This is a genomic window from Flavobacterium aquidurense (genome assembly GCF_031458035.1).
Lineage (GTDB): Bacteria > Bacteroidota > Bacteroidia > Flavobacteriales > Flavobacteriaceae > Flavobacterium > Flavobacterium aquidurense_C.
In genome coordinates this window covers 122,346-146,746 of sequence record NZ_JAVDXR010000006.1, presented here as the reverse complement: position 1 = coordinate 146,746, position 24,401 = coordinate 122,346, and the positions used below count along the sequence as shown (strand labels likewise).

The following is a 24,401-nucleotide window of genomic DNA, read 5'->3' as shown; positions in this document are numbered from 1 at the left end:
GTACCTATGAACCTTTGCTCCTTTGTACCTCTTTTAAAGCAATCCATTATACTTTCTCACAAACCACTCAGTCGTCAATAAAACAGTGATTAAAATCAACAACCAAACCCAATCAATTAACGGTGTTTTAGTCGAAATATTTTTCTCGATCGATTTGTATTCTTTATTTTCTAAAAGTGTATTAATTAAATCATCTGCCTGATTTTCGAAAAAAGCTTTTCCATTTGTCTGCAATGCCAGTTGTTTCAATTTCAATACATCCGGGTTTACAAATTGCTTTTCGATATCAAAATCCAAAATCTCAAAATGGCTTGAATAGGTTGTATTCGAATTTAATTCCTTAACCGAAAAATTATATTTTCCAGCTGTTAATCCATCCAGGTTTACGGAAAAAGAATTATTTCCTTTTAATAAATCATAGTTTTTAACCTGCTTCGTTTCAGCGTTTGTCAATGTAATGGTAAGTCTGGCTTTTTCGTCAAACTCGTAGTTTTTATTGAAATACTGCGCATTGATTGCAATCGCTTCTCCCGAATTGTAAAAACTTTCATGCGATACAACTAAAGATTTTCTTGAAGTTGAAGAAACCAGATACTGAATGATCTTATCCATAAAAACATCATATTTTTCAAACGACTGATTGTCGATATGATTTTGCAAACGCCATTTCCAACTATTTTCTCCTAATAAAAAAGCCGTTCTTTTTCCCTGATTTTCGGCGAAAGCCAACAAAGGAGCATTTGTGGCAACGTTTCGGATTTTTGAAGAAAGTAAAACTGATACATTTCCGTTTGTTGAAACCGTTCCGAATAAATTTTGGAGTGGTGGAAAATTTTCAAAACCAATATCTTCTATGGCAAACAAATTGAACTGAGACTGGAATTCAGATAAATAATCTTCCCTCTGCCCGCTCATTTTAAAAACCAAATTGTTTTGCTGTTGGTTCAGAAAATTAAAATCGGTGTTATTTCCGGTAATGATAAAAGCATTTGTACCAGCCAATTTATTGTTTTCAAAAATAACTTTAAAAGCAGTTGTTGGCTGATATAAAACCAAAACAGAAATATCTTGTAACTGATTAACATCATTTGGCTTAACCAAAATCACTTTACGTTGCGCATTAACTTCAATCGAACGTTTTAATGCAGCAATATCCGGATGATTAATAGACGAAACAATTGCAATAGTCGACTTTTGATCAATCACTTCTACCGCAAAATTTTTGATATTATTATAATTGTTTTTCTCTTTTGCATTAGAAGAAATAGCTGCTTTAAAAATCTGCAATCCTACTTTGTCAGCAGGCAATAATAAATTTAAAGTAGCTGTTTTTTTAGAAGGAGAAAAAGAAACCTTCTCTTTTGCCACAACCGAATTTCCCTGCGTAATTGCAAATTCAGCAGTTGTTGTTTTATCGCCTGAATATTGCAGAAAAACTTCAACCGGAAATTTATTTTTATGAAAAGCGTACTTGTTTACGTTGAGCTGATTGATTTTTAAATCAAAAAAAGTGGTTGTATCTCCCACAACCACAGGATAAACTTTATTGACAGGATCAAATCGATATACATAATCGTTTCCTGTAGTCTGATTTCCGTCTGTAATTATAACAGTTGGAAAAATCAGGTTTTTATTGATGCTTTTTAGATTTTTAGCAACTTCGTCAAGATTGGTTTGTTTTCCTTTGAAATCAAATTTGTCTGAGGGTTTAAAATCGGCATCAAACTGATAAGACTGAATGTCAAATTTTTCCTGTAAAGCAGGATTTGAAATCAGTTTTTGATATAATTCGGCAACCTTTTTATCTGATTTTAAAGCTACGATTGAACTCGAATTATCAACTGCAATAGCCAGCGGCGTTTTGGTGATCTCAAGCGAGTTTTTAGAAACTATCGGATTTATTAATAAAACCAACAGTCCAAAAATAGCCAGAAAACGTAAAAAAACCAAAAACACAATCACATTGGATTTGTTTTTGGCTTTAAAAAAATATTGAAAATATGACAAACCACCCGCTATTACTAATGAAAGTAATAATAATAAAATCGTGTTTGAAGTCATATATATTTTAGTTTATGGTTTTTAGTTTTTTTGTTTATAGTTTATGGCTGCAGAACAATAAACAACAAACCATCAACAATCAACTTATTAAGTAAGCATTCCTCCACAAACATTAAGAACTTGTCCAGTAATATAGGCACTCATGTCTGAAGCTAAGAAAAGACATGCGTTTGCAACATCTTCAGTAGTTCCTCCACGTTTCAACGGAATTCCGTCTCTCCATCCTTTTACTACATCTTCAGGTAATTTTGCAGTCATCTCTGTTTCAATAAAACCAGGAGCGATTGCATTGCAACGAATATTACGAGAACCTAATTCCAAAGCTACAGATTTTGTAAAACCAATTGCACCTGCTTTAGAAGCTGCATAATTCGTTTGACCAGCATTTCCAGAAACACCAACTACAGAACTAATATTAATAATAGAACCAGCGCGTTGTTTCAAAAAGGTTTTTTGAATCGCTTTGGTCATATTAAATACAGACTTTAAGTTTACATCAATAACCTGATCAAAATCAGCTTCTGACATACGCATTAATAAATTATCTTTTGTAATTCCGGCGTTGTTAATTAGGATGTCAACTGTTCCAAAATCAGCCAGAACAGCATCAACAAAAGTTTGCGCTTCATTAAAATCGGCCGCATTCGATTGGTATCCTTTTGCTTTAACTCCTAAAGCGTTCAATTCAGCTTCTAAAGCCTCTGCAGAAGCTGCAGATGAGCTATATGTAAAAGCGACATTTGCACCGTGTTTAGCAAAAACTTCAGCAATTCCTTTCCCAATTCCACGACTAGCGCCCGTAATAATGGCAACTTTTCCTTCTAGTAATTTCATATTCAAAAATTAATTTTAATATTTATTTATAGCTATTCCTGCTATGAATGACTTGTCAAATATATGATAATTCCCTTTTTAAAAAAATAACAATTGTAAAAAGGTTCAAAGTTGCAAAGGTTCATAGCGACAAAGGTTCTAAGATACAACGTTTTTAAGTTTAAAAAAGGGATCTGAAAAATTATAAATTTTAAATATTATTAAAATAAAAATCGGCAAGCTTTCCTAAAATCAAAAAAGCAACTCAAAATAGAGCTGCTCTTTCTTCAAAATAAAATTAAAACTAAATTCTTAAATGTAATTCTGCTTTGTAACAAAAAAGATAACGATTAAAAATACTAAAAATAATATTCTATAAATTGAAGATTGAAATTCTGTTGTGTTATTAAGTTTGTCTTCTTTTCTTTGTTTTATAATTGTAAAAATTATTACAGGAATTACCAAAATCAAAAAGAGGCAGAAAAAATATAAGGTGTATTTTCTTTCATATATATAATCCATAACTTGAGATAAAACCCATAATAGACTAATGATAATTGAAGGTATGTATTCCTTTTTCATCATAACAATTAAAGTTAAAAGGTTAATTAAAAGCACTCAAAATAGAGCTGCTTTTTCTTCAAAATATAACTAAAACTAAATTCTTAAACAGGATTTTGCTTTGTTAAAAAAAAGAAAGCTGCCAGCAACACTGCCATAATCAGCATTCTGTAAATTGACGATTGAAATACTGTTGTATCATTGATTTTGTCTTGCTTTCGCTGCTTTATTAGATTAAAAATCGCAACCGGAATAATTACTATTATAGATAGATACAAATAATATCTTGCATAATCTGGATAGAAATTTGATATAATAAGTAGTAATAATCCCCAAAAAAAGATAGCGATATTTATTGGTCTGGTATATTCTTTCATAAGGTATATTTAAGTTTAAAAATAGTCATTAAAAGCAGCTCACAAGGAGCTGCTCTTCCCCAAAAATTAAAAACAAAACTAAATTCTGTCAGTTGAATATCAATACAATATATCAACTTAAAAAATATTTATTGGAAAGCATAAGTAGTAATTCTAAAACTACTTGAAGCCCCGGAAAAAGTATAAATTGTATTTGTAAACTGAATTCTGAAACTTTCTTTAGTAACATACAATCCTTTTGGATCTAAAAGCTTATCATCAATATTTTTTAATAAAGCCGGAGCTGTAATTATAGCAGTTCCGTTATGCCAGAATTGATTTTTAAGTATAATCGTTTTATTCACGGCATCTTCCGTTACAGTTACTCTATGATAAATTGCTGCTTTTCCACCAGTAAAGCTGTACATAATATCGGCAACACCTCCAGGTGAGAAAGTAAATTGTACACGATTTACTTTTTGAGTTGATGGTAATGAGGCATTAATTTCATTTAACAGCTTAACAGCCAATTGTGAATTAGTTGGCGCCGTCGCTAAATTAGCGGCAATGTAACCAAATGCAGTTGACGGAGTGCCAGTGGCAGGCAACGTTACTTTATAGTCATTTGTCAAAATTAATGGCGCATTGCTGTATTTTATCGTTGCAGTTACTCCACCTGTACCTGTAGCTTTAAAACTATCATCTGTACTATTGTAAACAAATTCTTTTAGATTTTGTCCTGCAACTACTACTGCAGGACTAACTACAATACTTGTTGGCGTATAACCTACTCCCATATTAATAACTTCTGAAGAGCCGGTATCAATAGATTTTGAAGTTGAAAATCTGGTTGTTGCTGCAAAACCGAAATTATATTTTTTAATGCTTGTTCCATCATTAATTTCCAACAATCTAAACAATGGACTATCTATTCCACCAACCAGTTTCGCCTCCGTATCTAAATTTTTAGATAAGTTCGTCCAATCCTGCGCGGTTGCTTTAACGAAACGTATATCTCTAACCAATCTATTGCTTTTAAATAGAATATCTTCATTGTCTCTTCCATAATATAAAAACTGAAAATCGCCCAGATATCCTTTCCCTTGTAATTTAGTCCCCGCCGGATAGCTATTCGAATCTGACAAGAGATGAATTCTATTGTACGTATCAAATAACAAACTCACTGTACTTCCTAAAACTACGTTATAAGTACTTTCATAAGTTTTGGTATCATCATCAAAATCTGATGCCATTTGCACTTTTCCATCAGCAGAAAACTTAAACAAATGCGTATAACCTCCTAGTTGTGTATCATCTGTAAAATAAACCGCTTTCCATCCAAATTCTGATGATAGCAATGCTGTGTTTAATTCGCTTTTCTGCCCATTTAAACGTTCTGCCGGAGTTTTATCAAATTTTGGTTCGGCTTCGGTATCACTTGAACATGAGCCAAGTAAATGTATTGCCAAAAAAGCAACCATCAAGTACTTAAATATATTTTTTGGTTTCATAATATTTATCTTTTAAATTATAATTGACGAGCTTAATTATTGATAACATTGTTTGTATTTTTTTCTGCCTGATCTCTTAAAGCATAAAAATCAATATTAAAAGCATCTTTATAATACTGTACAACAAGTGCTTCTTTTTGCTTCAGTTTTTGTCTGCCGCTTTCTTCTGTAATACTGGCAAGAATAGCAGCATATTCTGCTTTTGTACTTGTCAATATCGTAGAAGCTGTCTCAGCAAAATCTTCAATAATATTATTTCGTGCATAATTGGTTACAAAACCTAAATTACGGGAATCTTCAAGTACTTCTAAATGCCAGGTTCCTGTATAGTCTCCCGGACTAATTTTTTGCCAGGCTTGCTCATCAAAAGGTTTGTTTTGATTAAGAATATGCACATATTCATGCTGAATAGTATGGATAAACTCTGTTACATTTGGACGACTTTTTTTGTCTAAGTAATCCACTTCAAAAAGTGTAATTCTTTGTCCAGAATCTGCTATTCCCAAAGTTCTGGTTCCGTTTGTGTTAGAATTTACTCCCCCAACCAAAACAATTTCTCTTGGTGCAATTTTTTTTACGAAATCGGCACCTCCAATTTTAGTATAACTATCGAGCCATATTTGTTTCACAACATCTAATGCCGGCTGTACACTCGAAATCATTGGAGGAAATAAGAATCTGTTATTATCAACAGTATTCTGATTCCATTTGTATTGCGCATTAATATTATATGGTATCAAATAATTTGTTGAAATCCAATTGTCTAGGGCTGTTTTTTGAGGTTGTGAATAATCCAGCTGGCTTTCGCCAGGCTGATCTTCATGCGCGCAGGCACCAAAAGTTAAAACTCCCGCTACAAACAGTATTGCTTTATATTGTTTTAATATTTTCATAGTTTCTTAAAATTTTAATTAAAAATTTACCTAGGATTTTTTTCTACGCCGTTGTTAGATGCACTAAGTGGTATCTGCATCGCTCTGCGTTTATCGTCCTTAACCAAAATATTTGTTGGTTTTCCAAAAGTTGGGTGTGTAACCACGATATTAAAACGCTTCACATCCAACCATCTTAATCCTTCATGAACAAAATCTCTTCTTCTGGCCTCAGCAATTGCTTTAACGTACGATGTTTGTAATGGTGTCATGGTATAATATGGCGTAAATTCATCTGCAATAACAGGGTACATTGTTGTTATCTTAGCTTCTGTCAATTTATCAGTTGCAGGGTTGTAATTAGTTGTTCTTGTCCCTAAAAAGTACTCTAACTCTGTATTGGCTTCTGCGGTTCTGCCTTTCATGACAAGTGCCTCAATGCGATTTAAATAAAACTCATCATAAGATAAAAGTACTACTCCAACATACGCTTCTCCAATATTAGCCGTTAGATTTGTATATTTAAAATATTCCTCAAATTTTGGTGTAAACAGCGTTTTGCTGTTGTAAGTATAGAAATCATACAACCAGGCCTTACCAAACGGATTTGTCAGCGTTCTAAAAAGTTCAGTCTGCTTATCATCTGATAAATAAAAATTATTAGAACTAGCTGATCTGCCAAGCAAACTGTTTGGAGAACCTATTAATAAATTTGCAGCATATGATGATTTTCCGTACTCAATAAATTGAATATCCGGTGCCAGACTTGATAAAGTTGCATAGTCTTTTAATTTTCCAACAGGCTTAGATCCTATACTTTCAGAAACTTCAAGTACTTTGTCCCAATCTCCTTTTACCAAATAAAAACGGCTTGCAAAAGCTTTAGCAGCATCTTTATTGAAATGGAATTTCGGTTCTTTATAGTTATTGGTCACATATTTTAAACCTTCTTCTATATCTTTCTGAATAAAATCAAAAACTTCTTTTACACTATTTCTGGTGTATTTTTTCAACAATTGGGTTTCCGGTTCTGTAACATACGGAATTCCTAAGTCAGTTTGAGCCGTCGCCGGATTATAACGGTTAGACCAAAAAGAAACCAACATAAAATGAGAATAAGCTCTTGCCATTAATGCCTCACCTTTTTGCGGATTTAATGATGCCGGATTACCCAATTCGTTAATCGATGCCAGTGCCTGATTGGCGTGTGCAATTGCTCTGTAACAAGCATCCCAATAATAAGCTTCACTGTCGATATTGGTTTCATCGTGCATTTCCCAATTATAACTTTGTTCATTTTTTATTGATACTGAACCTAATTCACCATCATCTACATTATCTGACATTGTTTCGGCTAAATCCATATACGAAGCCAAAGGATAAGCATAAACCAGTAATTCTGAAATTTTTTCAGGTGTGTCGATTTGCGTTCTGTTATCAGGTATTTCCGAAAGGAAGTCATCACAGCTACTGATACTTATAAGTAGTAAAAAAGCTGTAGTAATTTTTATATATTTTATATTTTTCATAATCAATTATATTAGAATGAAAGGTTTATAGAAAAACTGTACTGAGTTGTGATTGGAAAAGCAACACCTCCAGTATTACGAAATTCAGGATCCTGTCCGTTTAACCTCTTATCAGAATAAATCAACCAAGGATTAACTGAAGAACCTTTTAATGTGAAAGTACTTACTCCTAATTTTTTCTTGAAATCATTTGGGAATTCCCAGCTTAGCGATACGTTTTTCAATCTCACAAAATCTCCATCTGCAATTCTCACATCAGAATAATTGTAAGTATTATAGGCACGTCCTAATGTATTAACACCATCATAATTTGTTATTAATCGTTTGTCAGCAATTACAGGAACATCAGTAAATGCTTCATCACCAGGGTTGATCCAACGATTCGTAAAATCCTTTGTAAACACTGTCAAATCATCATACTGACTGCTAAAAGCAGGATTTAAACGTACTTTATTTCCACCTGAGCCTACAATAAATACGTATAATGACCAGCTTTTATAAGTAAAAGTATTGGCTAAACCAATTGATTTGTTTGGCTCAATAGACCCTTCATATTTTAAATAATCCGTAACATTTTCTGTATCCTGAAAATTAGCTCCGGTAATATTATCTTCTTCACCATCCTGCATAATAAAAGTAGGTAAACCTTGATTGTTCAAACCTGTAAACTGATATGAATAAATTGAATTTCTAGGATGACCGATAGCATTTCCTCCATTCCCGTCAACTAAATCAAATGCAGAAGGCTGATTTTCAAGTCTTGTAATTTCCTGATTGAAAACAGATAAATTAAGGGTTGTAGACCATTTAAAACTGTTTGTTATAATGTTTTGAGTTGTAAAACCAACCTCAAGACCTTTTGTTTCCATGTTGGCATTATTTCCCTGCTTGATTTTTTGCCCGCCAATTCCTGATGTCACGACATAATCAACTAAATCAAATGCTTTACGACTGTAGATATCTGTTGTAAACTGGATTCTGTTGTTAAACATTCCTAAATCTACCCCAATATTGGTTTCAAATTGTTTCTCCCAAGTCAAATCAGAATTTTGCAATTGATCAATTTCAATTCCGGTTTCTCTGTCAGAAATTCCTAAACGATCTGTTATGTAACTTTTATAAATAGCCAATGAATTTGTTGCAGGACCAGCAGTAGCGGTAAGTCCGTAAGAAGCTCTTAGTGCTAAATTGTTGATAGATCCCGATTTTTTCATGAAATCTTCTTCAGTAACATTCCATTTACCACTAAAAGTATAAGTAGGCAGCCATCTTGAAGATCCGCTGTTTCCTTGTCTATTTGATCCATCATAACGACCCGTGATCGATCCTGTATAACGACGATCGTAAGTGTATCCTACTTTTCCGAAGAAACCAACGGTTCTTTCTCTTTCAGCTGCAAAACCATAATAAGAATTCCCTTCATTGATGATTTTTTCAATAATTCTTGGATCAGTAAAAGCAGTAAGCCCTCTATCATATTGAAGTCCGGCAGCAGTAAAATTGTCACTGTTTCTGTCTAAAGATCTAAGTTCAGTACCAAAGAAACCTTCTAATTCATGTACCTCATTAAGAATATTTCTATACGTAACACTGTTTCTGATGTTATAAGAAGTCAAATCATTTGTAAATTTTCTTAAAAAACCACCATTTGGCAATACTGAAATTGGAGGCGCTGTCAGATCATCCGGATCTTTGTACAAAAAGATATTTGCATTTCGAACGGTTGTATTTACACCATCTGCACCATATTCTGTTCCTGCTCTGTAAGCTCCTACAACATTAGAATCTTCATAAATTTTGTGTTCTCTTGAAGTATTTGCATATCTCGCAGAACCTGTAAGATTGTAAGTTAAGTTTTTGTTGATTTTATAATCTAAATCCAATTGAAAACGAATGTCTTTTACTTTAATTTCTAAAACGTTATTTTCCAATTCGTTTATAATGTTCATTGGAGCCCAGTTGTTTCTGTAATATTCCAAATTATGAGCATCATCATAAGGTCTCAATGTTCTGCTTGTGCTTAAAACATAGTTAAACGGATTAATATCAAAATCTCTGGTTACATTTCCAAATACAACATCTTGTTGACTTTCGTAAGTTCCCGGAGCTTCCTGATCACGCACAGATGCCAATGTGGATAACGTAACATTTAATCTGTCGTTTATATAAAAAGTTCCTTTAATATTTGATGATAATTGTTTTACATTATCTGCAATTGTCCATCCCGGATCAGTATAATAGCCCAGCGAAGCGTAAAAAGTATTGTTTTTACCTCCACCAGAAAAGCTCAACGAGTGGTTTTGTGTAATTGATGGTCTAAACAAAACACTAAACCAATCTGTATTTGCTAATTCATATTTCTTTAAAAAATTATTTCTGCTTACAGGATCATTGTTGACCAAATAACTGTTTGTTTCAGGTACATAAGTATTAATTGCTTTACTCATGATGTTATAAACACCGCCGTAACGCCCCTGAAGAGTAGATGGTACGTCAAGAAATCCTTTTTGTTCCATTTCTTTTAAAATACTCATTGATTCCTGAGAATTTAAAATATCATATTGTGTATAGCTTGGAACAGTTCTCACCGTATTTTCACCCGTATAAGTTACTTTTAATGGAGAATCTCTACGTCCTTGTTTAGTAGTTACAACCACAACTCCATTTAAAGATCTTGAACCATATATAGAAGTTGCCGAAGCATCTTTAAGAATTTCAATACTCTGAATATCGTTAGCATTTAAACCCGCAACTGATGAACTCAATAAAGTTTCTGAGTTACCTGAAGCTAAATCTGCAAAAGAAATATTAATGATATCTTCCTGAACAACACCATCAATTACCCATAATGGTTTGGTATCTCCAAAAATAGAAGATGATCCACGAACTGTAATTTTAGGAGCTGTACCAAAAGTACCTGTAACATTTTGTACCGTAACACCTGCTGCTTTTCCTTCGATCATTCTACTCACATCGACTACTCCATCAACTTTTAATTCCGCTCCCGAAATTTTACTGATAGCTCCTGTAAATGTTCTTTTAGAAGTTTTTTCATAACCAGTAGTTACCACCACTTCTTTTAAATTTTGTCCCAGTTCATTTAAAACAATTGTTGGACTTGTATTTTCAATTCCAATTTCTTTAGTTTCCATACCAACATAAGAAATAACTAATGCAGTACTGTTTGCAGGCATTTCTATAGAGAAATTCCCGTCAAAATCAGTTAGCACAGCTATTTTTGTACCTTTAGCCAAAACAGTTGCGCCCGGTAACGGAATACCACTCGGATCAGTTACTTTACCTTTAATAATTGGCCCAGCCATTAATACGTCAAATATAGAATTGTTATTTTCTAAATTTGAAAACGGCTCCATTGCGGTATTTTTCTGGAGAATTATTTGATTGCTTACTTCTGAAAAAGTAATATTAAATGGTTTTAAAATTCTATTAAGCACACTGGATAAAACCTCCTCATTTGCTTCAATAGTAACTTTTTGATTTAATTGAGGCAATCTTGAATTATACGAAAATTTTACCTGTGCAGATTTCTCTAATTTAGATAACGCGTTATCTAAAGTTAAATTTGCAACCGTAATAGTGACTTTTGTATCTAGTTTTCTTTGCCCATTCACACTGTTCGCCATTGTAACACTTGAAAACACAAGTGCCAGGACAAACTGAAATAGCGTTATTTTCATGATTCGATGGAGTAATCGTTGTTTAACAACTGGTTTTTTCATAATTTTGGTTTGTTTTGATTAATACTATTCGCATGTATTCTAAGAAACGTACTGAATTGCTCTTTACAGAGAGAAATTCGATTTTATGAAGTGTCGAAAATGTTACAGCATTTCGGCACTTTTTTTATGTATTTGGTTTTACATAGGCATTAAATCTGGTTTTAGTTTTGTTAATTTTGGTTCTTATTTGGTTTTTATTGTGGTTTTTATTGTAGATCTAAAAGTTATAAATCTCTATAATTACAGTTATAAAGACAATTCTAATTACAACCTGAAGATGTTATAATAACCTGATTTCCATTCATTTCAAAATTCGTATTAGTTCCAATACTTTTACAAACAATTTTTAATTTTTCTGTTAAAGGCTGATCACTAAGCGAAGTGGTAAGATGGCAATCTTTTAATTTATCTTTTGGATAATCAATATCTACCAAATAGGCCTGTTCGATCGTTTCGAAGATTTGAGAAACAGGAATATCAGTAAATTCAAAACTCAATTGTTCAATATTACCTATACTGTTTACCAAATCTTCATCTTGGGTAATATTTGTTATTTTCTTGAATTTCAAATCACTTCTTAAGAAACGAAGCGCCTGATTTGGAAGTAAAATTACTTCCTGCTGGTCTGATTTAGCCACCAGATCATTTGACCTTACCTTAACTTTACCGGTGCGAACAAGAACTTCAACATCAGGTTGATCAGAATAAGCTTTCACCCGAAAACTAGTTCCCACTACCTTTGTAACAATCTCATTTGCATAAACATAAAAAGGCTTTTTGGGATTTTTACTAATTTCAAAGAAACCTTCGCCGGATAAATAAACCTTTCTTTCGTTTCCGGTAAAGATTTTAGGGTAACTCAATTTACTATTGGGTTGTAATAAAACCGAACTGCCGTCAGATAAGGTGATAATTTGCGGTTTATTTGAATTATTAGTTTGCTCCACTAATCCTTCACTATTTTCATCAATTAATTCTTTGTAAGTAACTACATTATCAGCTTTAACACTGGATTTATAAAACCAAACTGACAGCAAACACAAAAACAAGCTGGCGGCAATTCCGCTGTAAAAATATTTTCTCACAAAAAGAGCTCGTGAGTTTTCTATAAAATTGATGTGGTTTTCTTTTTCTTCGATTTTTAGCCAGGTCTTTTGCAACGCTCTATGAATATCTGAAAGAGACAAGTCAGATTCAGGAACTTTCATTGCCAACAGCAAATGTCTAGCGTCTTCTACTAACTTAGCACGCTGACGATTTTCTAAAGTCCATTCTTCCCAACCATTTTCATCGATTTTTAATAAAATCCATGACTGGAATGATTCGTCGGACAAAAAGTCTTCAATTTCTGTATATGTATTACGTTTTTGCATCTAAAAATAAGGTTACAAAAACATAGAGGACAGAACTCTTATTATATACTCACCAAATTGTGATTTTTTTTAATTTTTTTGAAATAAAATTAAAAAGTACTTGAGGATAGTAGAAGAAATAAGGAAAAAGCACCCTTCCATTCCTTGCGAAGGCTTAATAAACCACGGTATAACAAATTGCTCGCCGATTGATAATTAACGTCCAGCATTTCTGCAATTTGTTCAACACTGAGACCCTGATGATAGCGAAGGTATAAAGCCTCTTTTTGGCGGTCAGGTAAATCGTTCAGTAATTTATTCAAATGAACAACTTTTTCCTTGGTCGCATAATCATCATCTATGAGTTCATGTTCAACTGAAAACTCTAAAAGAAATGCTATCGAATCTGTAGTGGTAGTTTTGCGAAAAATATGATCGCGCTCAAAAAGACGGGCAATTCGCTTACGGACACTAGATAACAAATAAGCTTTTACAACAACACAACTTTGTAATGTGTTTCGGTAAACCCAAATATCTGTAAAGACATCCTGAACACAATCCTGTACCTTTTCTTCATATGGAGAAAGTGAGTTTCCATAGCGTAATAAATCCGCATAGTACCTTTCAAATAATACTGAAAATGACTTTTCATCACCTTCTCTTAAATTATTCCAAAGTGTAACATCATCAAAAGTGCTGAAGGGTAAGGTTGTCGTTTTCATGGTATAATTGGGGTGGCATTTTGGATAATAATTTTCACATAATGTTAGGAATATATTATTTTAACATTATCCTTACGTTTTGTTCGATAAATATATAAAAGCTAATATTTAAAACCCAATTTTTTTACATAAAAAAAACAGTTTCCTAAAATTGAAAACTGTCTCTTCGTTGATTTAGCAAGGACTCAAACTAAATATAAAATTATATTTTGTTAACATTTGCCAATTTTTGTAAGACTTATACTTAATAGATGTAATTCTATCTTTTTATAAATTTTTCATTAAATAATTCTTTATCAGTCTTACTTCAATATATAGTTTCCTATTGGAAGTTTAGAGACATCAATACTCAAAACCTTTTGAGCATTAGAAACAGCTATAACCAATTAACCTAAAAACATCACAAACAGATATAGATTTTATTTCAATATCACTTTTTTCAGCAATATTAAAACATTCTTCACCAGATTTGGATGGATAACAAATGATACATATTACAATTATCAAGAAATAATGCTGCAATTTTTAAAGCTTCGGCAATCTCAATTTCTCTATTTCGATTTGTATCTATTTTTTCAGGGCTTACATCTAAGTAGTGGACTATAATATTTGTTTCATTTGCTTCAAGCAGCTTTGCCTTAAAAATTAAAATCTGGTATAGAAATAAGTTGGGCGTTAACAGGAGAAAAAGCACAAAGCCAATCACAGTAAGTAGTTCTTAATAATACTTTTGTCTTTTTTTTGGTGACCTAAATATATAAACCAATAATTAAAAACTTACAAAAACAAAAAAACCTTACTAAATAAATAGCAAGGCTTTTGATGATTTTTATTTGAAAACGCTTTTAGAAAGCAACATTCCATCTTGGTAATTTTGCATTTTCATCTAAGAAATTTTGCAAAACTTGCCCTTCCACAGCAGTTGGAATTGCTTTTACATCTGCATTAAAAGTCACGTACCAAACAACCTCTAAAGCGTCAATACTTTCTAATTTCATTTGCGCTGGCCAGGAATATTTTCTTCCTGTTTTAGCAAATTGATGACCGTTTACGATTTTATCATATAAACCGCCATTTTTACTTTTTAAAGTTCCGTCATTCTGAACAGTTCCTGTAGAAGCCACCATTATTAATTCTTTTGCATCACCTTCAACAGCATAAACAACAAAAATTCCAGCACCACCTTCCGGAGCATTGCAAACTTGTTCTAAACTATCTTCGATTGTAAAAGTAAAACTGTTGCTTACTTTAAACTTTTTTAATTCTTTACTCATATTTTTAATTTTTAAGCTACTATCCCGAAACCTCGGGACTAATAATCTAAGTCGCTACGTTTTTAAATTACATTCCAAACATTTTAAAAATGTAAAAAAGTCTCAACACAATATTGAGACTTTTTTTTGGAATTTTTTATTTTGAAAATTGGAGATTACCCAAGTACTTCTTTAACTTTTTTACCAATTTCAGCTGGTGAATCAACAACGTGAATTCCGTTGTCTCTCATAATTTGTTTTTTAGCAGCAGCTGTATCATCAGAACCACCAACAATAGCACCTGCGTGACCCATTGTTCTACCAGCAGGAGCAGTTTCTCCAGCGATAAAACCAATAACTGGTTTACGGTTACCATCAGCTCTAACCCATTTAGCAGCATCAGCTTCTAATTGACCTCCAATTTCACCAATCATGATGATAATTTCAGTTTCTGGATCGTTCATTAATAATTCGACAGCTTCTTTAGTTGTAGTTCCAATAATTGGATCTCCACCAATTCCGATAGCTGTAGTAATTCCTAAACCTTGTTTTACAACCTGATCAGCAGCTTCGTAAGTTAAAGTTCCAGATTTAGAAACAATACCAACAGTTCCTTTTTTGAAAACGAAACCTGGCATGATACCAACTTTAGCTTCTCCCGGAGTAATAACCCCTGGACAGTTTGGTCCGATTAATCTAGAATTTCTTTCTTTAACATAGTTATTTGCTTTAATCATGTCTGCTACAGGAATTCCTTCTGTAATAGCAATAATTACTTTAATTCCAGCGTCAGCAGCTTCCATAATTGCATCAGCAGCAAAAGCTGGCGGTACAAAAATAATAGATGTATCAGCTCCAGCTTGATCAACAGCATCTTTTACTGTATTAAAAACCGGACGATCTAAATGGCTAGTTCCTCCTTTTCCCGGAGTAACACCACCAACAACATTAGTACCGTACTCAATCATTTGAGAAGCGTGGAAAGTTCCTTCGCTTCCTGTAAATCCTTGAACAATTATTTTGGAATCTTTATTAACTAAAACACTCATGATATATATTTTATGTAGTTTTTAAAATTGTGATGCAAAAGTAAGGTTTTGTAACGTATTTTAACCTTTTTATTCTCAAAAAAAATTAAGAAAATTGACTCATTTGATAACCTCTATAAAGTTTATCATCTTTTATTTGCCAAATAGTCGAAAAATGAGCTAGTAACATCTCTTCTCTTGGGTTTTCAATCGTTTTTACAAAATGAGAATAGCGAATTGAAACCAAATCATCTTCAGCAATAATATGGCTAATTCTAACCTTAGATCGCACATAAGCACGACTAAGCTCATTTGCCATTGCAACCATATAGTCGTAATTCATCTGAATTAAACCTTTACTGCTATTCCATTCGACTATAACATCCGGATGCAAGTACGTTTTCATGATTTCGCTATCAATTAAGGCATCCGACTTATAAAATTTTTGAACAAATTCTTTTATAGACATATTACTTCAATTTATTTAAAATTTCAGGAATCTTTTTGATATTGGCTAATTGTTTTAACTTTTCCCGTGATTCTTCTATTGGAGTACCAAAATACGATTTTCCTCCTTCAACAGATTTCGTAACACCAGTTTGTCCCATGATAACAGCCTTCGCTCCTATCGTAATACCACTTGTTGTTCCTACCTGACCCCAAATAGTTACTTCGTCTTCAATAATAACACAACCAGCAATACCAGTTTGCGAAGCAATTAAACATTTTTTACCAATAACAGTATCATGTCCAACATGCACCTGATTATCGATTTTGGTTCCTTCTTTAATTGTAGTATCTCCCGTAACTCCTTTGTCAATAGTACAAAGAGCGCCAATTCCAACATTATTTTCAATAACTACCCTTCCACCCGAAAGCAATTGATCAAAACCATCAGGGCGTTTTTTATAGTAGAAAGCATCAGCCCCTAAAATGGTACCCGCATGAATAATCACATTATCTCCAATTACAGTGTGGTCGTAAATCGTAACATTAGGATGTATTAAACAATTTTTACCAATTGTAACGTTGTTTCCAACAAAGCAATTAGGCTGAATTACTGTTCCTTCACCAATAGTTGCAGAAAGTGCAATAGAAACACTTGTTGCCTGGAAAGGTCTGAAATGTTTGGTTAGGGTATTAAAATCTCTGAAAGGATCATCAGAAATTAAAAGTGCTTTTCCTTCTGGGCAATCAACTTTTTTATTGATTAAAACAATAGTTGCTGCCGATTGTAAAGCTTTATCATAATATTTAGGATGGTCAACAAAAACAATATCTCCTGGTTCAACGACATGAATCTCGTTCATGCCTAAAACTGGGAAGTTCTGGTCACCAATAAATTCGCAATTAAGCAAATTTGCAATTTCTTGTAAAGAATGAATCTTTGGAAATTTCATATTTTATAATTAGAAAATTTGTCAATTAGAGAATGTGTCAATTAGAAAATGGGTCAATTAGAAAATAAAAATTATTCAATTTCTGCTAAAGCATCAATTTTCTAATTGACTCATTGACAAATTATCTAATTAAAAATTACTCTTTTACACGCTCCATGTAAGAACCTGAAGCCGTATCAATTTTAATTTTATCACCTTCGTTGATGAATAAAGGAACGTTTACAGTTGCACCAGTTTCTACCGTAGCAGATTTAGTAGCATTTGTAGCTGTATTTCCTTTAACTCCCGGCTCAGCATAAGTAACTTCCAGAATTACAGAAGACGGCATATCTACAGATAAAGGCAAATCAGTTTCAGTATTAACCTGAACCATTACGCTTGTTCCTTCTTTCAATAATCCCGGAGCATCCAAAATGTTTTTATTTAATGAAATTTGCTCGAAAGATTCTGTATTCATAAAATGAAACTCATCTCCTTCAGCATATAAAAACTGGTAATTATGTGTCTCTACACGCACATCATCTATTTTATGACCTGCAGAAAACGTATTATCCAATACTCTTCCAGTTGTTAAACTTCTTAATTTTGTTCTTACGAAAGCAGGACCTTTTCCAGGTTTTACGTGAAGAAATTCAACGATTTTATAAATATCGTGATTGAATTTAATACACAATCCGTTTCTAATATCTGATGTAGATGCCATTTTTTTGAATTTTAGATTTTAGATTTCTGATTTTAGATTAAAAAACAGAAATCTACATTAATTGTTTTAATATTATATGCGTAATTATTTTATCAAGTTCAGAAATCTAAAATCAGAAATCTAAACTCTAAAATTAATAGTTTCCTGAATAACCTTTCATAATTCCTCGTGATGAATTTCTGATAAAATCTAAAATCTCATCTCTCTCAGGAGTTGCTTCCATCTCCGCTTCAATAATACTTAAAGCCTGAGTTGTATTATAATTCTTTTGATACAAAATTCTGTAAATTTCCTGAATTTCTCTGATTTTTTCTGTACTAAAACCTCTTCTTCTTAAACCTACTGAATTAATTCCAACGTATGATAATGGCTCTTTTGCAGCCTTTGTATATGGCGGAACATCTTTTCTTACCAAAGAACCGCCAGAAATCATAGCATGATCTCCAATATGAATAAACTGATGAATAGCTGCTAAACCGCCAATTACAGCATGGTTTCCGACAACAACATGACCTGCCAAAGCAACTCCGTTTACGATAATAGCATTGTTTCCAATTTCGCAATCGTGTGCAATGTGAGCATACGCCATAACCAGACAATTGTTTCCTAAAATAGTTTGTCCGGATGCGACTGTACCTCTATTGATTGTCACACATTCTCTAATAGTACAATTATCACCTATAATAGCAAGAGAATCTTCTCCTCCAAATTTTAAATCTTGTGGCACTGCAGAAATTACGGCTCCGGGAAAAATATTACAATTTTTTCCAATTCGCGCACCTTCCATAATGGTCACATTTGAACCAATCCAAGTACCATCACCAATAATAACATTATTGTGAATTGTTGTAAAAGGCTCAATTACAACATTTTTAGCGATTTTAGCGCCAGGATGAACATATGCTAATGGTTGATTCATCTGTATTTTTTATATTTTAAATTAAAATAGTCTAATTCGGGGGCAACAAACGTAAACAATAAAATTGATTAATTATTATTGTTTCCTTGCAATTTGAGCCATTAATTCTGCCTCAGTCACTAATTTTCCGTTTGCGTATGCATTTGCCTGCATATGGCAAATCCCTCTTCTTATAGGAGAAATCAATTCGCATTTAAAAATTAACGTATCACCAGGTAATACTTTATGCTTGAATTTAACATTGTCTATTTTCATAAAATATGTTAAATAATTTTCAGGATCCGGGACTGTGCTTAAAACTAAAATACCACCTGTTTGCGCCATTGCTTCAACAATTAAAACGCCTGGCATAACTGGTGCTTCAGGAAAATGACCTACGAAGAAATTTTCATTCATCGTTACATTTTTCATTCCAACAACATGACTTTCAGACATTTCAATAATTCTGTCAATCAATAAAAATGGTGGTCTGTGCGGCAAAACAGCCATGATTTTATGAATATCCATCAAAGGTTCCTGATTCAAATCATAAACAGGCACGTGATTTCTTTGCTCAATTTTGATAATTTTCGCCATTTTTTTGGCAAATTGAGTATTTACATAATGCCCAGGTTTGTTGGCAATGATTTTACCTTGAATTCTAACTCCAATCAAAGCTAAATCTCCCACAACATCTAATAATTTATGACGCGCAGCTTCGTTTGGATAATGCAAAGTAAGATTATCTAAAACACCATTTGGTTTTACTGATATTTTTTCTTTACCAAAGGCTTTCTTTAAATTTTCCATTGTAGAGTCAGAAATTTCTTTATCTACATAAACAATAGCATTATTTAAATCTCCACCTTTAATTAAGCCGTTTTCCAATAAAGACTCTAATTCATGTAAAAAACTAAAAGTTCTTGAATTAGCTATTTCTTCTTTAAAATCAGCTATACTTTTCATAGTAGCATTTTGTGTACCTAAAACTTTGGTACCAAAATCAACCATTGCAGTAACCTGATAGTCATCACTTGGCATTACCAGAATTTCACTTCCTGTAGCTTCATCAGTAAACGAAATAACTTCTTTTACAACATAAACGTTACGCTTAGCTTCTTGCTCTTCAACACCTGCTTTTTCAATTGCTTCAACAAAATATTTTGAAGAACCATCCATTATGGGAAGCTCTGAAGCATTTAATTCTATGATAATATTATCCAAATCACAACCAACTAATGCAGCCAGTACGTGCTCTGGAGTTTGAATTTTTACACCTAATTTTTCTAAATTTGTACCTCTTTGTGTATTTACAACATAATTAGCATCAGCTTCAATGACCGGCTGGCCTTGCAAATCTACTCTTACAAAAGTGAAACCATTATTAATTGGAGCTGGTTTGAAAGTCATTGTAACTTCTTTTCCAGTATGTAATCCAACTCCTGTTAGTGAAATTTCATTTTTGATGGTCTTCTGTTTAACCATTATTTCCATTTTTTGGGTTTATTATTTGTTTTTTTAATTCTTCCAGTTCGGCTACAATTTTTGGTAAGTTTTTAAAATGAACATATGACTTACTAAAATCACTATAGGTAAAAGTCGGGCTTCCCTGCAAAATTTCGTCATCTTTGATGTTTCTTCCAATTCCTGACTGTGCCTGAACCCTTACATTATTTCCTATAGTTAAGTGGCCTGCGATACCAACTTGCCCGCCAATCATACAGTTTTCGCCAATTTTTGTAGAACCTGCAACTCCAGTTTGTGCTGCAATTACGGTATTTTTACCTACTTCTACATTATGGGCAATCTGAATTTGATTGTCTAATTTAACTCCTTTTCTAATAATTGTAGAACCAAGAGTTGCTCTGTCAATTGTAGTATTGGCTCCAATATCTACATTATCTTCTATAATTACATTACCAATTTGTGGTACTTTGTTATATTCTCCATCTTCATTTGGTACAAAACCAAATCCATCTGCACCAATAATAGTCCCGGAATGTATGGTACAAAAATTTCCAATAATGGTTTCAGAATATATTTTGGCACCGGCAAAAATATATACATTATCACCAATAGTAACATTGTCTCCGATAAAACTGTTTGGATATATCTTAACATTATCACCTAAAATAACGTTTTGACCTATATAGCTAAAGCTTCCTAAATATAGATTTTCGCCATATTTAGTTCCTTCTGACATAAAAGATTGTGCTTCTATTCCGTTTTTATTTAATTTTACCTGATTGTAAAACTGTAAAAGTTTAGAAAAAGACGCATAAGCATCTTCTACTTTTATTAAAGTTGTAGTAATTTCTGATTCAGGCTCAAAAGTATCATTAACAATTGTCACTGAAGCTTTTGTAGTATATATGTAGTTGATATATTTGGGATTAGCCAAAAAGGTCAGCGATCCTTCTTCGCCTTCTTCGATTTTAGATAAGCGAGAAACTTCCACATTGGGATTCCCAACAACTTCTCCTTCTAAAATTCCTGCTATTTGTTCTGCTGTAAATTTCATTGCGACAAAAATATAAAAAATAGATTTTAAATGTTAATTTTATATAAGTTGTTTTGGGAAACAGATATAATATTTTGTCACCAATTTAGATAATGATTTCAAATTCAGCTGATCAGAAGCCTCAACAACATCTTCAATTGTTTTATCTTTTTTCAAAATTCGTATTGGTTCTGCCTCTTTACTATAAGCCTGATTTTTAATTTTTCCCCTGAAAATAAAATATCCGGCTTCTAAAAGCGAAATATGATGTTCTTCAGCAAACTCTTCTTTCATCGATTGTGATTCTTCTATCGGAATTTTTTCTGCACTTAACTTGATTTTCAATAAGTCTCTGTTAATAATCATTTTACTCAATGTAGAAAGTATAAAATCATCTTGTTTTTGCCACGCTTTCAAAGCGCTTATAATATCAAAATCATCTAATTGAGAAAATAAATCCAATTTTTCAGCATCGAAACCATTCAAATCAACTTTATTTTGCATAAAAAATAAAAGCGGTTCACTACAAGGCAGATTTACTCCTTTTAAGGTTAATTCTTTGGCTCTTTTTAAAACTTTCATCAAGATTAATTCGGCCACCAAACTTGTCTTGTGTAAATAAGCCTGCCAGTACATCAATCTTCTGGAAAGCAGGAATTTTTCTACAGAATAAATACCTTTTTCTTCAATCACCAAAACACCATCAACTACATTCATCATCTGGATCAATCGTTCCGAATTTACATTTCCTTCTGCAACACCGGTGTAAAAACTATCGCGTTTTAGGTAATCCATTCGATCCATATCCAACTGACTTGAAATCAATTGCAACATGAATTTTCTGTGATAATCTCCTTTAAAAACCTGAATTGCCAAACTTAATCTACCGTCAAATTCCTCATTTAACTGATTCATGAATAATAAGGAAATCGCTTCATGATTCACATCTTCAACAATACTCTTTTCCATAGCATGCGAAAATGGACCGTGACCAATATCATGCAGTAAAATAGCGATATATAAAGCATTTTCTTCTTCTGATGAAATCGCAACTCCTTTAAAACGTAATGTTTCGATTGCTTTCTGCATCAAATGCATACAGCCTAAAGCATGATGAAAACGGGTATGATTCGCTCCAGGGTATACCAAATAGGATAATCCCATTTGAGAAATACGGCGCAAACGCTGAAAATACGGATGCTGAATTAAGTCGTAAATAAGCTCATTCGGGATAGATATGAAGCCATAAATGGGATCATTAAATATTTTTAACTTGTTAATTTGAGTCACTATTTGGTTATTTTTTTAGGTGAACAAATATAAGTAAATAACTATAAAGTGCTTTGGGTTTTTAACTTAAAAAAATGACACTCAAGAGCTTTATTTTTTTAACAATCATTCTTCCGAGTTTTACTTATAAAGAAAACTCAATTTGTTATTCTTAATTTTATACTATTTTTAATACTTTTTAAGTTCTTAACTTTTAAATTGCATTAAAATAAAACTGTTTATGGATAAGATAAAAATACTTTGGGTTGATGATGAAATTGATCTTTTAAAGCCACATATATTATTTCTGGAGAAAAAAAACTACGCTGTAACCACTTGTAACAATGGTTTAGACGCCATTACTTTGTTTGAAGAAGACAATTTTGACATTGTTTTTTTGGATGAAAATATGCCTGGAATGAGCGGTTTGGAAACTCTTTCGGAAATGAAAGAAAAAAAATCGGCCATCCCGATGATTATGATTACCAAAAGTGAGGAAGAATATATTATGGAAGAAGCCATTGGTTCTAAAATCGCTGATTATTTGATTAAACCGGTGAATCCAAATCAGATTTTATTGAGCTTGAAGAAAAATCTGGATCATTCAAGATTAATTTCTGAGAAAACGACTTTAGATTATCAGAAGGAATTTCGCAAAATCTCCATGGAGCTAGCAATGGTTAATTCTTTTGAAGATTGGGTTGAATTGTATAAAAAACTGATTTTTTGGGAATTAGAATTAGAGAATATCAACGACCAGGGTATGATTGAAATACTTGAATCTCAAAAGGTTGAAGCCAATTCGCAATTCGGAAAATATATTGAAAGAAATTACGAAGACTGGTTTGCACCAAAAGCAGATAAACCAATTCAATCTCACAATTTATTTAAAGAATTAGTTGTTCCTGAACTTAAAAAGAAAGACAAGCCTATTTTATTTGTAGTTATTGATAACTTACGTTACGATCAATGGAAATCCTTTGAAACCGTGGTTTCTAACTATTATAAATTAGAAAAAGAAGTTCCTTATTTCTCTATTCTTCCAACTGCTACGCAATATGCCAGAAATGCTATTTTCTCTGGATTATTGCCAATAGAAATGGAAAAACAATTTCCGCAATATTGGAAAAACGATGTGGAAGATGGTGGGAAAAACCTTTACGAAGCCGAATTTCTTTCTGCGCAATTAAAACGTTTGGGATTAAATATTAAAGAAGATTATTTTAAAATCACCAATTATGCAGGGGGAAAAAAATTAGCGGAAAACTTTAAAGCCCTAAAAGGAAATGATTTGGTAACTGTAGTTTACAATTTTGTAGACATGCTGTCTCACGCTAAAACCGAAATGGAAGTGGTTAAAGAACTTGCCTCTGATGATAAAGCGTACCGTTCCCTAACTTTAAGCTGGTTTAAAAATTCACCTCTTTTAGAAATCATTCAGCAAGCACAGTTACTAGGTTTCAAATTAATTCTGACCACGGATCACGGGACAATTAATGTAAAAAATCCTTCGAAAGTTGTTGGGGATAAAAATACAAGCTTAAATTTGCGTTATAAAACCGGTCGTAGTTTAACGTATGAACAAAAGGATGTGTACGTTGTAAAGGAGCCAAAGGACATTGGTTTACCAGCAATAAACATGAGTAGTTCTTTTATTTTTGCCAAAAATGATTATTTTTTAGCTTATGTAAACAACTACAATCATTATGTGAGTTATTACCGAAATACTTACCAGCATGGCGGAATTTCATTGGAAGAAATGATTATACCGTTTTTGGTTTTTAACCCGAAATAAAAATTAAAATAAATGCCACAGATTTCACAGATTTTCAC

19 protein-coding genes are annotated in these 24,401 nt (G+C 32.6%); 1 reads left to right on the top strand and 18 read right to left on the bottom strand.

Annotated elements, in window-relative coordinates; genetic code table 11:
* Window positions 1-33: 33 nt before the first annotated feature.
* The 18 genes from J2X17_RS11450 to J2X17_RS11365 all read right to left on the bottom strand — a co-directional run bounded on the left by J2X17_RS11450 (window position 34) and on the right by J2X17_RS11365 (window position 22,589).
* Window positions 34-2,061, bottom strand: a complete 2,028-nt coding sequence (locus tag J2X17_RS11450; protein WP_310297919.1) for a hypothetical protein — start codon at window positions 2,059-2,061, stop codon at window positions 34-36.
* Between the two features lie 87 nt (window positions 2,062-2,148).
* Window positions 2,149-2,895, bottom strand: coding sequence for a 3-oxoacyl-[acyl-carrier-protein] reductase (fabG, locus tag J2X17_RS11445; protein WP_074661230.1), 747 nt, complete (start codon window positions 2,893-2,895; stop codon window positions 2,149-2,151).
* Between the two features lie 644 nt (window positions 2,896-3,539).
* Entirely contained in the window at window positions 3,540-3,812 is a 273-nt protein-coding gene (locus J2X17_RS11440; RefSeq protein ID WP_310297914.1) for a hypothetical protein, read from the bottom strand.
* A gap of 128 nt (window positions 3,813-3,940) precedes the next feature.
* Complete coding sequence (locus tag J2X17_RS11435; protein ID WP_310297911.1) at window positions 3,941-5,302, bottom strand: DUF4302 domain-containing protein; 1,362 nt, start codon at window positions 5,300-5,302, stop codon at window positions 3,941-3,943.
* A gap of 32 nt (window positions 5,303-5,334) precedes the next feature.
* On the bottom strand, window positions 5,335-6,195 hold the full coding sequence (locus J2X17_RS11430; protein WP_310297908.1) for a zinc-binding metallopeptidase: 861 nt from the start codon (window positions 6,193-6,195) through the stop codon (window positions 5,335-5,337).
* A 26-nt stretch (window positions 6,196-6,221) separates the two neighbouring features.
* Window positions 6,222-7,703: a RagB/SusD family nutrient uptake outer membrane protein gene (locus J2X17_RS11425; protein ID WP_310297905.1), complete on the bottom strand. Its 1,482-nt coding sequence runs from the start codon at window positions 7,701-7,703 to the stop codon at window positions 6,222-6,224.
* 11 nt (window positions 7,704-7,714) lie between these two features.
* Window positions 7,715-11,443 (bottom strand): SusC/RagA family TonB-linked outer membrane protein, encoded by a 3,729-nt coding sequence (locus J2X17_RS11420; protein ID WP_310297902.1) that lies wholly within the window; start codon window positions 11,441-11,443, stop codon window positions 7,715-7,717.
* Window positions 11,444-11,703: 260 nt separating this feature from the next.
* Window positions 11,704-12,816 carry a FecR family protein gene (locus J2X17_RS11415; RefSeq protein WP_310297899.1) on the bottom strand — a complete coding sequence of 371 codons (1,113 nt, stop codon included), beginning with the start codon at window positions 12,814-12,816 and terminating at the stop codon, window positions 11,704-11,706.
* 89 nt (window positions 12,817-12,905) lie between these two features.
* Window positions 12,906-13,517 (bottom strand): RNA polymerase sigma factor, encoded by a 612-nt coding sequence (locus tag J2X17_RS11410; protein ID WP_310297896.1) that lies wholly within the window; start codon window positions 13,515-13,517, stop codon window positions 12,906-12,908.
* An 845-nt stretch (window positions 13,518-14,362) separates the two neighbouring features.
* Window positions 14,363-14,791 carry a hypothetical protein gene (locus J2X17_RS11405; RefSeq protein ID WP_310297893.1) on the bottom strand — a complete coding sequence of 143 codons (429 nt, stop codon included), beginning with the start codon at window positions 14,789-14,791 and terminating at the stop codon, window positions 14,363-14,365.
* 155 nt (window positions 14,792-14,946) lie between these two features.
* Window positions 14,947-15,819: a succinate--CoA ligase subunit alpha gene (sucD, locus tag J2X17_RS11400; RefSeq protein ID WP_073394160.1), complete on the bottom strand. Its 873-nt coding sequence runs from the start codon at window positions 15,817-15,819 to the stop codon at window positions 14,947-14,949.
* Window positions 15,820-15,904: 85 nt separating this feature from the next.
* On the bottom strand, window positions 15,905-16,267 hold the full coding sequence (locus J2X17_RS11395) for a nuclear transport factor 2 family protein (protein ID WP_310297888.1): 363 nt from the start codon (window positions 16,265-16,267) through the stop codon (window positions 15,905-15,907).
* A gap of 1 nt (window position 16,268) precedes the next feature.
* A complete protein-coding gene (locus J2X17_RS11390; RefSeq protein WP_310297885.1) occupies window positions 16,269-17,198 on the bottom strand; it encodes a UDP-3-O-(3-hydroxymyristoyl)glucosamine N-acyltransferase in 930 nt (309 codons plus the stop codon).
* A gap of 136 nt (window positions 17,199-17,334) precedes the next feature.
* Window positions 17,335-17,901 (bottom strand): elongation factor P, encoded by a 567-nt coding sequence (gene efp / locus J2X17_RS11385; RefSeq protein WP_035624093.1) that lies wholly within the window; start codon window positions 17,899-17,901, stop codon window positions 17,335-17,337.
* A gap of 133 nt (window positions 17,902-18,034) precedes the next feature.
* The gene (lpxA, locus tag J2X17_RS11380) at window positions 18,035-18,820 is read right to left on the bottom strand and encodes an acyl-ACP--UDP-N-acetylglucosamine O-acyltransferase (RefSeq protein ID WP_017497513.1); all 786 of its coding nucleotides are present in this window, start codon (window positions 18,818-18,820) and stop codon (window positions 18,035-18,037) included.
* A gap of 75 nt (window positions 18,821-18,895) precedes the next feature.
* Complete coding sequence (locus tag J2X17_RS11375) at window positions 18,896-20,284, bottom strand: bifunctional UDP-3-O-[3-hydroxymyristoyl] N-acetylglucosamine deacetylase/3-hydroxyacyl-ACP dehydratase (RefSeq protein WP_310297875.1); 1,389 nt, start codon at window positions 20,282-20,284, stop codon at window positions 18,896-18,898.
* Entirely contained in the window at window positions 20,277-21,320 is a 1,044-nt protein-coding gene (gene lpxD, locus J2X17_RS11370) for a UDP-3-O-(3-hydroxymyristoyl)glucosamine N-acyltransferase (protein ID WP_310297873.1), read from the bottom strand. Before lpxD ends, J2X17_RS11375 begins: the two co-directional genes overlap by 8 nt.
* 39 nt (window positions 21,321-21,359) lie before the next feature.
* Window positions 21,360-22,589 carry an HD domain-containing protein gene (locus J2X17_RS11365; protein WP_310297871.1) on the bottom strand — a complete coding sequence of 410 codons (1,230 nt, stop codon included), beginning with the start codon at window positions 22,587-22,589 and terminating at the stop codon, window positions 21,360-21,362.
* Window positions 22,590-22,809: 220 nt separating this feature from the next.
* Here J2X17_RS11365 and porX point away from each other — a divergent pair, with 220 nt between their 5' ends.
* On the top strand, window positions 22,810-24,363 hold the full coding sequence (gene porX, locus J2X17_RS11360; protein ID WP_310297868.1) for a T9SS response regulator signal transducer PorX: 1,554 nt from the start codon (window positions 22,810-22,812) through the stop codon (window positions 24,361-24,363).
* The last annotated feature ends 38 nt before the right edge of the window (window positions 24,364-24,401 follow it).

Coding starts and splice junctions, on each gene's coding strand:
- J2X17_RS11440 (WP_310297914.1), bottom strand. CDS start 3,812: ATGAAAGAATATACCAGACCAATAAATATCGCTATCTTTTTTTGGGGA.
- J2X17_RS11435 (WP_310297911.1), bottom strand. CDS start 5,302: ATGAAACCAAAAAATATATTTAAGTACTTGATGGTTGCTTTTTTGGCA.
- sucD (WP_073394160.1), bottom strand. CDS start 15,819: ATGAGTGTTTTAGTTAATAAAGATTCCAAAATAATTGTTCAAGGATTT.
- J2X17_RS11410 (WP_310297896.1), bottom strand. CDS start 13,517: ATGAAAACGACAACCTTACCCTTCAGCACTTTTGATGATGTTACACTT.
- J2X17_RS11395 (WP_310297888.1), bottom strand. CDS start 16,267: ATGTCTATAAAAGAATTTGTTCAAAAATTTTATAAGTCGGATGCCTTA.
- J2X17_RS11415 (WP_310297899.1), bottom strand. CDS start 12,816: ATGCAAAAACGTAATACATATACAGAAATTGAAGACTTTTTGTCCGAC.
- J2X17_RS11425 (WP_310297905.1), bottom strand. CDS start 7,703: ATGAAAAATATAAAATATATAAAAATTACTACAGCTTTTTTACTACTT.
- J2X17_RS11375 (WP_310297875.1), bottom strand. CDS start 20,284: ATGGTTAAACAGAAGACCATCAAAAATGAAATTTCACTAACAGGAGTT.
- porX (WP_310297868.1), top strand. CDS start 22,810: ATGGATAAGATAAAAATACTTTGGGTTGATGATGAAATTGATCTTTTA.
- J2X17_RS11430 (WP_310297908.1), bottom strand. CDS start 6,195: ATGAAAATATTAAAACAATATAAAGCAATACTGTTTGTAGCGGGAGTT.
- J2X17_RS11450 (WP_310297919.1), bottom strand. CDS start 2,061: ATGACTTCAAACACGATTTTATTATTATTACTTTCATTAGTAATAGCG.
- lpxD (WP_310297873.1), bottom strand. CDS start 21,320: ATGAAATTTACAGCAGAACAAATAGCAGGAATTTTAGAAGGAGAAGTT.
- lpxA (WP_017497513.1), bottom strand. CDS start 18,820: ATGAATCAACCATTAGCATATGTTCATCCTGGCGCTAAAATCGCTAAA.
- J2X17_RS11390 (WP_310297885.1), bottom strand. CDS start 17,198: ATGAAATTTCCAAAGATTCATTCTTTACAAGAAATTGCAAATTTGCTT.
- J2X17_RS11420 (WP_310297902.1), bottom strand. CDS start 11,443: ATGAAAAAACCAGTTGTTAAACAACGATTACTCCATCGAATCATGAAA.
- J2X17_RS11405 (WP_310297893.1), bottom strand. CDS start 14,791: ATGAGTAAAGAATTAAAAAAGTTTAAAGTAAGCAACAGTTTTACTTTT.
- fabG (WP_074661230.1), bottom strand. CDS start 2,895: ATGAAATTACTAGAAGGAAAAGTTGCCATTATTACGGGCGCTAGTCGT.
- efp (WP_035624093.1), bottom strand. CDS start 17,901: ATGGCATCTACATCAGATATTAGAAACGGATTGTGTATTAAATTCAAT.